Origin of the sequence: Achromobacter sp. Root565, from assembly GCF_001427425.1 — a bacterium.
Classification (GTDB): domain Bacteria; phylum Pseudomonadota; class Gammaproteobacteria; order Burkholderiales; family Burkholderiaceae_B; genus Achromobacter; species Achromobacter spanius_D.
Genome location: NZ_LMGO01000001.1, coordinates 2612383 through 2625532 on the forward strand (window position 1 = coordinate 2612383; position 13150 = coordinate 2625532).

Below are 13150 nucleotides of genomic sequence, written 5' to 3' on the forward strand. Positions count from 1 at the left end.
CCGACGCCGCCCCCCATCAACGCGCTGCTATCCCGCCTCGAACGCCTTGAACCGCTCCTGCAAGAACTCCCGCAATCGCCGCACCGCCGGCGACAGCAGCATGCGGTGCACGCACAGCAGGTATAGCGGCGACGGTTCGCTGACATAGCCGGGCAGCAGTTCGACGAGCCGGCCCGCGCGCAAGTCCGTCAGCACGTCGTACCGTGATTTGTATGCCACGCCGTGCCCGGCCAGCGCCCACCGCCGCACCAGATCGCCGTCATCGCCGACGCGATCGCCCTTGACCGGAATGGTCAAGCTGGTGCCGTCTTGCTCGAACGTCCAGCGGTCGTGCAGGGTCTCGCCGAGCACGAAGGATAGGCAGTTGTGTCGCCGCAAATCCGCCGGCGTTTGCGGCACGCCGTGCCGCGCCAGATATGCGGGCGCCGCACATACGACGCGCCGGTTGTGCTCGGCGAGCGGTAGCGCGACCAGGCTCGAATCGTTTGGCGTGCCATAGCGCACGGCGATGTCGACCGGCTGCCGGTACAGGTCCGCCAGCCGGTCGCTGATGCGCAGCTGGAAGCTGACGCGTGGATGCTGCCGCTGGAATTCGTCCAGCCACGGCAGCAGCACGTGGCGGCCCAAATCAGATGGGATTGACACTGACAGGGTGCCCGCGATGTCTGTCTTGTCGCGCGCCATGGCATTCTTGCCGGCGTCGAGCGTGGAGATCGCGGAGCGCGCATACTCCAGATAGCGCTCGCCGTCGCTGGTCAGGCGAAGGCTGCGCGTGGACCGCACGAAGAGCCGCGTCTCCAGCTCCTGTTCCAGCCGCTTGAGCGCGGCGCTGGCCACCGCCGGCGTCAGGTCGAGTTCGCGCGCGGCAGCGGAAAAGCTGCCCAGATCCGTCGCGGCGACAAAAATCCTCAAATCCTCGAATCGGACCAATTTGGCCTCATTTTCAAAAATTTATTGAAACTGCCTGCGATGCTAGCCCGTTTTTCCCCGGTGCGGTGTGGGTAATCATGCAGTCATTCCCCGACAAGCAAGGAGTCACCGCATGAAAATCGAACTGAAGGGCAAGAAGGCATTGGTCACCGGATCGTCCGGTGGGATTGGCTTGGCCATCGCCACCGGACTGGCCGAAGCTGGGGCGCAGGTCGTCCTGCATGGCCGCAATGCGAGCAAGCTGGCGCAGGCCGCGCAGGCCATCTCGCAGCGGGTGGCGGGCGCGCAGATCACCACCGTGCAGGCGGATCTGGCGACCGCGGACGGCGCGGCCTCGGTCTGCGCCGCGCATCCCGACGTGGACATCCTCGTCAACAACGCGGGCACGTTCACCCCCAAGTCCTTTACCGAAATCACCGATGACGACTGGCAGGCCATGATGGACACCAACGTCATGAGCGGCATCCGCCTCTCGCGTTATTACCTGCCGCGGATGCTGGCGGCCAACTGGGGCCGAATCGTCTTCATCTCCAGCGAGTCCGCCGTGCAGATCCCCGCCGAGATGATCCATTACGGCGTCAGCAAGACAGCTCAGCTCGCCGTGTCGCGCGGTCTGGCCGAGCTGACCGCGGGCACCAATGTCACCGTCAACGCCGTGCTGCCGGGCCCGACCCGTTCCGAAGGCGTCTCCGACTTCTTCGCGGAAATGGCGAAGGAACAGGGCGTTTCGCAGGAACAGATGGAGCAGGACTTCATCGCCCAGCATCGCCCGACGTCGCTGCTGCGCCGCCTTGCCACGGTGGAAGAGGTGGCGAACATCGTTGTCTACACCTGCTCGACGCAAGCGTCAGCCACCAACGGCGCAGCCCTGCGCGTGGACGGCGGCGTGGTCCGCTCCATCATCTAATCCCTTGAACAGCCTGAACTCCCACATGAAAGCCATTGCCTACTTCAAGAACCTGCCCGCCGATAACGCCGACGCGCTGCAGGACATCACCGTCCCGGAACCCGTGCCGGGCGACCACGACCTGCTGGTGGACGTGCACGCCATCTCGGTCAATCCCGTTGACGTGAAGATCCGCGCCAACCGCAAGCCGCAGGACGGAACGCCGGAAATCATCGGCTGGGACGCCGCGGGCGTGGTGCGCGCGGTTGGCGCCCGGACCAGCCTCTTCAAGCCAGGTGACCGCGTCTGGTATGCCGGCGCCCTGACCCGCCCCGGCGCCAACAGCGAACGCCACATCGTGGACGAGCGCATCGTCGGCCACATGCCCGAGAGCCTGGATTTTGCACAGGCCGCCGCCCTGCCCCTGACCACCATCACCGCGTGGGAACTGCTGTTCGACCGTCTGCGGGTGCTGGACAACGCGGCCCCCAGCCAGCGCAGCCTGCTCGTCGTCGGGGCGGCCGGCGGGGTGGGCTCGATCCTCGTGCAGTTGGCGCGCCGGCTTACGGGCCTGACGGTCATCGGCACGGCATCGCGGCCCGAGACCCAGGCCTGGGTGCGCGAACTGGGCGCGCATCATGTCATCGATCACACGAGGCCGCTGACCGAGGAACTCAAGCGCATCGGCTTTGAAAACGTCAGCTACATCGCGGGCCTGACCCACACGGACAAGCACTTTGCGCAGATGGCTGAGGCAATCGCGCCGCAGGGCAAGATCGCGCTGATCGACGACCCGGCCGCGGTGGATGTGCGGCTGCTCAAGGGCAAGTCGGCCTCGCTGCATTGGGAGTTCATGTTCGCGCGGCCGCTGCACAACACGCCCGATCTCATCGCCCAACACGAGCTGCTGAACCAGGCAGCCCGCCTGATCGACAACGGCACGCTGCGCACGACGCTGGGCGAGCACTACGGCAAGATCAACGCCGAGAACTTGCGGCGCGCCCACGCCTTCATCGAAAGCGGCAAGGCGCGCGGCAAGATCGTGCTGGAGGGGTTCTAGAGACGCGGCGATCCCGAGCGGGGCCGCGCGCCAACGCCGTGCGCCGCGCCGGGCGCGACCAGGCCTGTCAGCCCCGGCCTTCGCGCTTGGCGCGCGCGTGCGGATCGTTGATCTCGGCTTCCAGCTCGGCGATCAGCCACTGGAACCAGCCATTTTCCGTGCGGGCATAAACGGCGGCCGCCGGCGTTTTGCCTTCGCGCCAACCTGTCTGGTGCGCGTCCATCCAGGCCGACAAGCTCTTGTGCGGCGCCAGCAGGCCCGACAACCACGACCACACATAATCGGGCACGTTGCGGCGAAAGCCCTTGGCGCTGGCATAGATGGTCGGCTCCAGCGGCAGGTTGCCCGCGCGAGCCAACTTGACCTGCGTCCGGCGCAGCGTCTCGACAGCGGCCTGCAATTGTTCGGTGCTGAGCTTTTTCACGTAACGACTCCTGATACTGGGTTCGTGCGGATTATCGCCGCAGGGTGCGGCGGTTACCAAGCTGCCATTCACTTTTTGCGCGCTGGCGCAAGCCCCAGCAGCAGCGTGGCAGCGAAGCGCTCGCCCGGTTCCAGCACCTGCATGCCAGTACGGGTATCGCCGGCCGCCGCCAGATTGAACGCGTCGGCCACATTGCTGACCGGTTCCACGCAAAGAAAATCCGCGCCCGGCGCCGTGTACACCACCAGATGCGCGAACGCCGGATCGGCATGCAGCGCCAGCTCGTGGCCATCGGGCCAGTGCAGCGTCGCGCGGCCCTGCCACTGCGACAGGTACGTATCGCATCCCTCGGCGGACTGGCGCAATTCCCGCACCGTCGTCGTTTTGCTTCCGGTGGGCAGACCATTCTCATCCGACGGCCAAATGCGCCGAGCATGCAGCGAAACGCGCTGGGCCGTGAAATACGGATGGATGCCCATGCCGCACGGCATCGGGGTGTCGCCCCGGTTGGTGATGGACAGCTTCAGGCTGAGTCCGCGGCTGTCCAGCCGCCAGCGCTGCACGCACTCAAACGGCCAGGGCCAGCCCAGCACACCGGCCGGTTGGTCAAGCACCAGGTCGACGCTGTCGGCCGTCAGATTGCGGACCTGCCACGACTGGAACAGCCCGGCGCCATGGATCGCCTGTGGTCGATTGGGCACGGACTGCAGCGCGTGTCGGGCGCCATTGAAGGTGAAGACGCCGTCGCGGATCCGGTTGGCATACGGCGCCAGCGGATACGACCCGGCGCGCGGCCATTTGCCGGCGGGCCATTCGGTGGCGGTCAACGGCACTATCCAGTCGTGTCCGCCGGTGGACAGCCGCGTCAGCCGCCCTCCACCGCCCGGGGCGAACTCAGCCTGGTGGTCGCCACTGGAAATGGAAACGCGCTCGGTGGCGTCCAGGACGGCGGGAACGGCAATATCTGGCATGGCATTGAAACTCCCGCAGCGTCCACACGCGCCACGAGGTGGGATTGTGCCCGGCGGCACGACGCGGCTGCAAGTTGGCGTCACCGTGACGCCGGCCGCTACTCTCTGGCGGACCACCACAACCATGCCGCCGCGGCAAGGCCCACCCAGACCAGAACGATGAATACTGCGCCAAGGAAGCTCCGGGGCTTCGAACGCTTTGCGAGCACCCATTCTTCAGCGCGACTGCGGCAGTCTGAAATGGCATCCGGGGGCACCAGCTTGATGCTTGTTCGTTAGCTACGACAACTCGGCTGCCGCCCGCGTTGAATTTCAGAGCGGCTGCGGGGTGCTAGTGCCAGTTCGGGTTTGACAGCCCCGGCTCATGCCCCGCGTGCGCAGTCCCTCCCTGGAAATGCCATGCTCGAAGCACGCCTACGCTTCATCGAAGAACTGATCGACGTTTTCAATTTCGGCAGCTCGATCAGAAGTAGTTCGAGGGTGACCAAAGGCAAAGGGCCGAACCCCTTGTTTCAAAGGATTCGGCCCCACTTGCTAGGTGCCAGCCCGCTTGCCTTAGGGCAAGCCAGCCAGTTCTTAAATCGGTTTGATCATTGTCGCCTGAGGACCTTTCTGACCTTGGCCGGCGACGAACGTCACGCGCTGGTTCTCTTCCAGAGATTTATGCCCGCTACCCTGAATTTCGGAGTAATGAGCGAAGAGGTCCTTACCGCCCTGCTCCGGCATGATAAAGCCGAAGCCCTTGTCGTTGTTGAACCACTTCACAATACCAGTTTCAATCTTCCCTGCCCTCACTATCGGGCATTGTCAGCCAGATTGATATGTCCGTTTCAATTTGACACATTCTCCGACGCGCCCGCCGGTGCCCGTCATGGCGATAGTCCCACGCCGCCCCCAGTTCACGGCGAAGGATCTGCGGCTGTACAGGAATGTGGGAGAACGATTCGATGAGACAAAACGCATCCGCACGAGTGACCGTCTCTGCAGGCTTGCTCGCAAGGTCCCCCACATGGTTTTGAACGTGCGCTTGATCTCAATCAGGCATTTCTCTGCCCGATGCTGTTTGATGTGTCCGGTTAGGTAAATGTCGCAGGCGTCCGCTACCGTCAAAAGGCCTTTAGCCTTAACTTTGGCTGCAGCAGCGGCAACCTTCAACGCCTGGCGCTCTTGCCTGGCCTCCACCGCCACGTCCATGCCAGCATCGCGTTTTTGTCGGAGGATTTCCCATTCCACGACCGCAGCAGCGATCGACATGGCCGGCCAGCGTCCCAGCTTCTTCTGACGCATATTGCCGCTCACCGGGCTCTTGTACGGGTAGATCCATGTTCTTGCCGTGGCGGTTGCTTCAAGCCGCAGCCCGGGATAGCCATCAATGGTAAGGTGTCGGCCTGGCTCAAGCAGCTTGGCGGCGCGCGCGTCGAATTGCATGAAGGGAAGGATCCTCTGGCGTCGGTTGCGAGAGTCCTAAACGAAGCGGCGTAACTTCTCAATTCGACCCACCAAAAAGCTACGCCAAACCGCCAAGTGTTGGTGGATTTTGATGGGCGTGGTTGGGCCATACGACGATGACAACTTTCCCGACTCTCCCTCAATAAATGCAAGAAACTCAAGGCACAACGCCGAAATCTCGGGCCAAAACGGACGAGGATCTGTCAAGCCATACCCCCATGATGCAGCAGTACCTGCGCCTCAAAGCCGAGGCCGGGCCGTTGCTGCTGTTCTATCGCATGGGCGATTTCTATGAAATGTTCTACGAAGACGCCGAGCGCGGCGCGCGGTTGCTCAATCTGACGTTGACCAAGCGGGGCTCGTCCAACGGCGTGCCCATCCCCATGGCCGGCCTACCCGTGCACGCCATGGAGCAGTATCTGGCGCGGCTCGTGGCGATGGGCGAGTCCATCGCCATCTGCGAGCAGATCGGCGATCCCGCCGCCTCCAAGGGCCCGGTCGAGCGCCGCATCGTGCGCATCGTGACGCCCGGCACGTTGACGGACGACGCGCTGCTGCCCGCCAAAGCGGACCGCGCGCTGGCGGCCGTTTTCGTCAGCGGCAGCGCGCGCGCGCCGCGCGCCGGGTTGGCCTGGCTGAATCTGGCCAGCGGCGAGTTCCGGGTGACGGAATGCGCGCCTGCCCAGCTGGAATCCGAGTTGCACCGCATTGCGCCGGCGGAGATCATCTGCGCCGACAGCGCCGAGTTCGACTTCCCGTTCGAAGGCGCGCGCTCCCGGGTGCCGGACTGGCACTTTGAAAGCGACGGCGCCCGTGCGCATCTGCTGGCGCATTTCAAGACGGACACGTTGGCGGGCTTTGACATCGAAGACATGCCGGCCGGCATCTGCGCGGCGGGCGCCCTGCTGCGTTATGCGGCGCGCACGCAGTCGCAGGCGTTGGCGCACGTGCAGAGCCTGTCGGCCGAGCGGCCCGGGCAGTTCGTGTTGCTGGACCCGGTCACGCGCCGCAATCTGGAACTGACGCAGACGCTGTCTGGCGAAGACTCGCCCACGCTGTTCTCGCTGCTGGACGGTTGCCGCACGCCGATGGGCAGCCGCCTCTTGCGCCGGTGGCTACATCACCCCTTGCGCGAAAACGACCAGGCGCTGGCGCGCCAGCAGGCGATTTCAGCGCTGCTGGCCGGGCGCATGGACGTCGAGCAGACCTTCGGCTCGGCGGGCCTGCTCGAAGCCCTGCGTGCCGCGCTGAACGCCTTTCCCGATATCGAGCGGATCGCTGCGCGTCTGGCACTGCGCTCCGTGCGCCCGCGCGAACTCGCCAGCCTGCGCGACGCGCTGCAGGCCCTGCCCGCGCTGGCCGATCTGGTTGAACCCATGTCGGCCTCGCCGCGCATCGGCGAACTGATTTCGTATCTGTCCGTGGATCCCGCGTTGGCCGCGCTGCTGGTGCGCGCCATCGCGCCCGAACCGGCCGTGGCCATCCGCGATGGCGGCGTGCTGGCGGCCGGCTTTGACGCGGAACTGGACGAATTGCGCGGACTGGCCGCCGACGGCGGAGACTTTCTTGTCCAGCTGGAAGCCCGCGAGCGCGAGCGCACCGGCATCAGCAATCTGCGCGTGGAGTTCAACCGCGTGCATGGCTTCTACATCGAGGTCACCAAGGGCCAGACGGCCAAGGTGCCGGAAGACTACCGCCGACGCCAGACGCTCAAGAACGCCGAACGCTACATCACGCCCGAGCTCAAGACCTGGGAAGACAAAGTACTGTCCGCGCAGGACCGCTCGCTGGCCCGCGAAAAATGGCTGTTCGAGCAATTGCTCGACGTGCTGGCCGAACACGTGCGCCCGCTGTCCGACTGCGCCGCGGCGCTGGCCGAACTGGACACGCTGGCCGCCCTGGCCGAGCACGCGCAGCGCCACGACTGGGTCGCGCCCGAGTTGTCCGAACAAGCCGACATCGACATCGACGCCGGCCGCCACCCGGTGGTCGAGCGCGCCATCGAACGCTTCACGCCGAACGGCTGCCGCCTCGATCCGGCGCGGCGCATGCTGCTGATCACCGGCCCGAACATGGGCGGTAAGTCGACGTACATGCGGCAGGTGGCGCTGATCGTGCTGCTGGCGCGCATCGGCAGCTTCGTGCCCGCGTCGCGCGCGCGGATCGGCAAGATCGACCGCATTTTCACCCGCATCGGCGCGGCCGACGATCTGGCGGGCGGACGTTCGACCTTCATGATGGAAATGACGGAGGCCGCAGCCATCCTGTCTGCCAGCACGCCCAACAGCCTGGTGCTGATGGACGAGATCGGCCGCGGCACGTCCACGTATGACGGCCTGGCGCTCGCCTGGGCCATCGCCTGCCGCCTCTTGTCGCACAACCGCGCGCTGACGCTGTTTGCCACCCACTACTTTGAACTGACCCGTCTGCCCGCCGAGCAGGCCACGGCGGCCAATGTGCACTTGGCCGCCGCCGAATCGGCAAGCGGCATCGTCTTCCTGCACGAAGTGCGCGAAGGCCCGGCCAGCCGCAGCTACGGGATTCAGGTGGCCCAGCGCGCGGGCGTGCCCGCCGCCGTCATTCGCCAAGCGACGCGCGAACTCGAACGCCTGGAGGCGCAAGGCGCCCCCACGCCGCAGCTTGGTCTGTTCTCGGCCGCCGCCGAGGCTGACGCGCAGGCGTACGCCGAAGCCGAACGCTCCGACGCCATCGAGGCGCTGGATTCGCTGCGCGAGGAGCTCTCAGCCATTGACCCCGACAGCCTCACCCCGCGCGAAGCGCTGGATGCCCTTTACCGCTTGAAGAAGCACCTCCAATGAACCTCGACCAACCGCTGCCGCTCTTGGGCAATCAAAGCCCCAACGACTTCATGCGCCGTTACTGGCAGAAGAAGCCGCTGCTGATCCGCCAGGCCATCCCGGCTTTCAAGCCGCCCGTCACCATCGCGGCCATCAAGAAGCTTGCGCGCCGCGACGACGTGGAATCGCGCCTGATCTGGCGCGAAAACGGCGAATGGCAGATGGAAAACGGCCCCTTCGCGCGCCTGCCCAAGGACAACGAGGGCGACTGGACCCTGTTGGTGCAAAGCGTGGATCTGCACAGCGATGCGGCAGCCGAGCTGATGGCCTTGTTCCGGTTCATTCCGGACGCCCGCCTGGACGACGTGATGATCAGCGTTGCCAGCCACGGCGGCGGCGTCGGCCCGCACTTTGACAGCTACGACGTGTTCCTGCTGCAGGCCGCAGGCGAGCGCGAGTGGCGCTATGGCCGGCAAAAGGATCTGTCGCTGGAGCCGGGCCTGCCGCTCAAGATCCTGAGCAACTTCCAGCCCGAGGAAAAGGCGGTGCTATCGCCCGGCGACATGCTGTACCTGCCGCCGCAGGCCGCGCATGACGGCATTGCCATGGGCGACGGGTGCATGACGATCTCCATCGGCTTTCGCGCACCGACGCAGGCCACGCTGGCGCGCGGCCTGCTGGAAGCGGCGGCCGACCAGGTCATGGCGCGCGTGGGCCTTCTGGGTGGCCCCTACGGCGAACCGGCGTTGCCCGGCGCAAAGCTGTCGGCCGTGTACCGCGATCCGGCCCAGCCGGCCGTGGACACCCCTGCGGCGCTGCCCGACGCACTGGTGGCCGCCACGCTGGACACCGTCGAAAAACTGCGCTTTGACGACGCCCTGGCGTCGCGCTTCCTGGGCTGCTGGCTGACCGAGCCCAGCAATCTCAGCGTGTTCGATGCGCCCGAGGGCATGGACGTGGATCTGGAGGAAGACTGGCCCGCCTCCGGCCGCCTCGTACTGGATCGCCGCAGCCGCATGCTTTATCGCGGCAAGCAGCTCTTCATTAATGGGGAAACGGCCATGACGCCCGCGGACACGGCATTGCGCCTATTGGCTGACGCGCGTAGCCTGGATTGCGCGCATCCCGCTTGCGCCCGCTTATCGGAGGACGCGCGCACCTGCTTGGCGGACTGGCTGGACTCGGGCTGGATTCATTACCGCCCCGAGTAGTATCTGGAAACGTCGGCGTATCCGTGTCGCACAGAAAGAAATCAGGTCTGTAAGGCGGGTCACATCAAGAAAGACATAACACCAAGCTGAAAGGTTTGTTGCTTTTGGGATGCCACCGCTTTAACTTTCATACGCGATCGGCTTGAACCTTCCTGTAGCCTGGATTCTGGTTTCCCCTAACGGGGTTTCAAGAGTCGTCATCTATAGGAGTTCAAATAATGATGAGCAAAACCTTGATTATTGCCTCGGTGCTGGCCGTCGCGCTCAGCGCTTGCAACAAGAAGGAAGATGCCCCGGCACCGGCGGCCAACCCGACTCCGGGCGCCTCCACGCCCGCACCCGCTCCTGGCGGCACGCCGCCGGCCTCGCCCGCGCCGACGCCTGGCACGACGCCCGGCTCCGGTTCGACCACTCCGGGCGGCTCGACCACCCCGGCGTCGTAAAGCTTCAGGCACGAACCCCCGCACTGAAAAGACGCAAAAAAAACCCTGGCATGTCATGCCAGGGTTTTTTTGTGTCTTGCCGCAGCGCAGGCGGCCATTGAAGGCCGCATTTGCCGCCAGCCGGGCGCGGATTCCGTTGGAACCCTGCCGGCGGCCGCGGCACGCGGAGCGTGCGCGGCCTGGCGTTTCAATTACATCTTGTCCTTCAGGACGCTCAGCAGGCGCTGCGCCGTCGGGCTGTTGTCAGGCGAACCGTTGGCGTCCAGCACCGAAACGGTCGTCTGTTCGCCGCTGCCCACCAGGTGGATGCGGTACTGGGGCGCCTGCGCCTTCTTGTCGCCAGAGAACATACGGCTGAAGAAACCAGGCTGTTCCATCTTTTCGCCGGTGTCGGTGTCGACATAGCGCACGAAGTAGTCGCCGGCCGAACGGTCGCGGTCTTCGACGGCGAAGCCGCCGCCATCGAGCGCCACGCCGACACGACGCCATGCGCGGTCGAACGATTCGCTGACGATGAGGGACGCGCCCTGCGCGCGGACATCCTGCTGCACGGCGGGACGCTGCGGCGACGCTTCGGCCTGCTGCACCAGCTTGCGGGCGTTGTCGACGTCGGTGCCCAGGTAGACCATCATGCGCGCCAGCATGGCGGCGTTCAGGCCCGGGTCTTCCTTGCCGTTCTGCCACTGCACCTGGCCGCCGTCGGAGCCGACGCGCTTTTCGAGCATCTGGCGGTGGCTAACGTAGATCTCGGTGTGGCCGTTGACGCGTTCGACGCGGGTGCGGAATTTCTCGCGCTCGCCGCTATCCCAGGCCGATTCGAGCACCGCGCCCAGCGCTTGGCGCAGCCAGCTTTCCGGGATCTTGGCACGGTTCTCGGCCCAGTCCGTTTCGATCAGACCGGCGCTGGGGTTGTTGCTGGCGACGGTAAAGCCGTTTTCGGTCCAGAAGTCGACCAGGCGGGGGAACACCTGCTCGGGCGGGCGGTCCACCACCAGCCAACGCAGATCGCCGTCGCGCTCGACACGCATGTCGGTGCGGTTGGGCAGCACGTTGCTGGTCTTCGGGGCGCTGGCCTGGGTTACGCCTTGCTGCTGGAATTCAGAGAAGGTGGTGGAGCCGGAGGCCGGCGCGCGGTAGCGGGGGTCGCTGTTGGCTTGCGTCAGGTCGGGCGGAATGCTCAGGGGCTCTCCGCGTTGGTTCACTGCGCTCTTGTAGTCGACTGATTCTTCATTGCCCAGGAATTGGTTGACCTCGGAGCACCCGGCCAGCAACACCAGAGACATCAATGCCGACAAACCGGCATGACGCTTGTTCATACGTTTCCTCACGATATTTAGAGCAGTCCCGTTTCCTGGAGCGCGTTGCGCACCGTTGCGTGATGCTGCGCGCTCAGTTCGACCAGTGGCAGTCGGTAGCCAAGTGCGCTGCGGCCCATTTCGGCCAACGCCCACTTGACGGGGATGGGGTTGGCTTCAACGAACAAAGCCTTGTTCAGACGCGCCAGGAACGCGTTAAGTTCACGGACCTTCGGCACGTCGCCCGCCAGGGCGGCGGCACAGAGGTCACGCATGAGCTTGGGCGCCACGTTGGCCGTGACGGAAATATTGCCGCGCGCGCCCAGCAGGATCAGGGCTGCCGCGGTGGGATCGTCCCCGCTGAAGACCTGGAAGCTGGCGGGCGCCTCGCGGAGCAGCAGGCCGCCGCGGGCGATGTCGCCGGTGGCGTCCTTGATGCCGATGATGCCCGGCACCTGCGCAAGGCGCAGGATCGTCTCGTTGCTCATGTCGGCAACGGTGCGGCCCGGCACGTTGTACAGAATGGTGGGCAGGTCGACGGCTTCCGCGATGGTGCGGAAGTGGCGGTACAGGCCTTCTTGCGACGGCTTGTTGTAGTACGGAACGACCGACAGGCCAGCCTGGGCGCCGACCGCCTTGGCGTGGCGCGTCAGGTGGATGGCTTCGTCGGTGGAGTTGGCGCCCACGCCTGCGATGACCGGAATGCGGCCGGCGGCGTGTTCAACGGCAACGCGGATCAGTTCCGCGTGTTCTTCCATGGAGACCGTGGGCGACTCCCCGGTGGTTCCCACCACCACCAGCGCGTCGGTGCCTTCCTGGACGTGCCAGTCGATCAACGACCGGTAGGCAGCGTAGTCCAGGCTGCCGTCGGGTTGCATTGGGGTGACCAGGGCCACCATGCTGCCCTGGAAATTAACGCCTGCGGCGGTAGCAGGGGATGCCATAGATTCGGGCTCCAAAACCCCGCGGCGGGATTGCCCCAGGGCCTGATTCAGTGAAACCGCTGAGTTTAACGGATATTGGGTGGAATCTTACAGAAACCACTGAACGATTGTCGTTCCCAGCGCGAGCACCGGTTGCATCAATAACCAGAGCACATCGGTGACCAGCAGGACAATGACGATGATCAATCCATAAGGCTCGATTTTCGAATAATGCCAAGCCAGACGATTGGGCAGCAGGCTGAACAGGATGCGGCCACCGTCCAGCGGCAGGATGGGCAGCAGGTTCAGCGCCATCAGCACGAGGTTGACGTTGACGCCCGCGACGGCCATTTCGAACCAGAAGCTTTCGTGCAGGCCGCTTTCCATGAAAAGGCGCAGCGACAGGGCCCACAGAATGGCCATGAACAGGTTGGCGGCCGGTCCGGCCAGGGCCACCCAGGCCATGTCTTTCTTGGGACGGCGCAGGCGGCCGAAGTCGACCGGAACCGGCTTGGCCCAACCGAAGAGCAGCATGGAGCCGCCGATGAGCTTGGAGGCCAGCAGGATGGCAACCGGCACCAGCAGGGTGCCGATGGGGTCGATGTGGCGCGCCGGATTCAGGCTGACCCGTCCGGCCTGGTAGGCGGTCGGATCGCCCAGCATGCGCGCCACGTAGCCGTGCGCGGCTTCGTGCAGGGTGATGGCGAAGATAACCGGTATCGCGTAGACCGCAATGGTTTGGATGATGTCATTCATGGCG

General features: G+C 65.1%; 13 protein-coding genes. 5 read left to right on the forward strand and 8 right to left on the reverse strand.

Going from position 1 to position 13150, the window contains the following annotated elements:
- Positions 1-27: 27 nt before the first annotated feature.
- On the reverse strand, positions 28-930 hold the full coding sequence (locus ASD71_RS11675) for a LysR family transcriptional regulator (protein ID WP_056563623.1): 903 nt from the start codon (positions 928-930) through the stop codon (positions 28-30).
- 112 nt (positions 931-1042) lie between these two features.
- Here ASD71_RS11675 and ASD71_RS11680 point away from each other — a divergent pair, with 112 nt between their 5' ends.
- Positions 1043-1837 (forward strand): SDR family NAD(P)-dependent oxidoreductase, encoded by a 795-nt coding sequence (locus ASD71_RS11680; RefSeq protein ID WP_056563626.1) that lies wholly within the window; start codon positions 1043-1045, stop codon positions 1835-1837.
- 25 nt (positions 1838-1862) lie between these two features.
- On the forward strand, positions 1863-2876 hold the full coding sequence (locus tag ASD71_RS11685) for a zinc-binding alcohol dehydrogenase family protein (RefSeq protein ID WP_056563630.1): 1014 nt from the start codon (positions 1863-1865) through the stop codon (positions 2874-2876).
- Positions 2877-2943: 67 nt separating this feature from the next.
- Here the strand turns inward: ASD71_RS11685 and ASD71_RS11690 are convergent, their stop codons facing one another.
- The 4 genes from ASD71_RS11690 to ASD71_RS11705 form a co-directional block, all read right to left on the reverse strand.
- Complete coding sequence (locus ASD71_RS11690) at positions 2944-3300, reverse strand: hypothetical protein (protein WP_056563633.1); 357 nt, start codon at positions 3298-3300, stop codon at positions 2944-2946.
- Positions 3301-3368: 68 nt separating this feature from the next.
- Positions 3369-4271, reverse strand: coding sequence for an aldose epimerase (locus tag ASD71_RS11695; RefSeq protein ID WP_056563636.1), 903 nt, complete (start codon positions 4269-4271; stop codon positions 3369-3371).
- Positions 4272-4847: 576 nt separating this feature from the next.
- On the reverse strand, positions 4848-5051 hold the full coding sequence (locus tag ASD71_RS11700; protein ID WP_056566782.1) for a cold-shock protein: 204 nt from the start codon (positions 5049-5051) through the stop codon (positions 4848-4850).
- 27 nt (positions 5052-5078) lie between these two features.
- Positions 5079-5699 (reverse strand): Arm DNA-binding domain-containing protein, encoded by a 621-nt coding sequence (locus ASD71_RS11705; RefSeq protein WP_056563639.1) that lies wholly within the window; start codon positions 5697-5699, stop codon positions 5079-5081.
- Positions 5700-5938: 239 nt separating this feature from the next.
- Between ASD71_RS11705 and mutS the strand changes: the two genes are divergently transcribed.
- From mutS to ASD71_RS27640, 3 genes are all read left to right on the forward strand, one after another.
- Positions 5939-8539 carry a DNA mismatch repair protein MutS gene (mutS, locus tag ASD71_RS11710; protein WP_056563641.1) on the forward strand — a complete coding sequence of 867 codons (2601 nt, stop codon included), beginning with the start codon at positions 5939-5941 and terminating at the stop codon, positions 8537-8539.
- The gene (locus ASD71_RS11715; protein WP_056563644.1) at positions 8536-9729 is read left to right on the forward strand and encodes a cupin domain-containing protein; all 1194 of its coding nucleotides are present in this window, start codon (positions 8536-8538) and stop codon (positions 9727-9729) included. Before mutS ends, ASD71_RS11715 begins: the two co-directional genes overlap by 4 nt.
- A 221-nt stretch (positions 9730-9950) precedes the next feature.
- Complete coding sequence (locus tag ASD71_RS27640; RefSeq protein ID WP_234015678.1) at positions 9951-10172, forward strand: endopeptidase; 222 nt, start codon at positions 9951-9953, stop codon at positions 10170-10172.
- Positions 10173-10363: 191 nt separating this feature from the next.
- Here the strand turns inward: ASD71_RS27640 and bamC are convergent, their stop codons facing one another.
- The 3 genes from bamC to ASD71_RS11735 all read right to left on the reverse strand — a co-directional run bounded on the left by bamC (position 10364) and on the right by ASD71_RS11735 (position 13146).
- A complete protein-coding gene (gene bamC, locus ASD71_RS11725) occupies positions 10364-11488 on the reverse strand; it encodes an outer membrane protein assembly factor BamC (RefSeq protein WP_056563649.1) in 1125 nt (374 codons plus the stop codon).
- A 17-nt stretch (positions 11489-11505) separates the two neighbouring features.
- The gene (dapA, locus tag ASD71_RS11730) at positions 11506-12411 is read right to left on the reverse strand and encodes a 4-hydroxy-tetrahydrodipicolinate synthase (RefSeq protein ID WP_056563652.1); all 906 of its coding nucleotides are present in this window, start codon (positions 12409-12411) and stop codon (positions 11506-11508) included.
- 87 nt (positions 12412-12498) lie between these two features.
- A complete protein-coding gene (locus ASD71_RS11735; protein ID WP_056563656.1) occupies positions 12499-13146 on the reverse strand; it encodes a site-2 protease family protein in 648 nt (215 codons plus the stop codon).
- Positions 13147-13150: the final 4 nt, after the last annotated feature.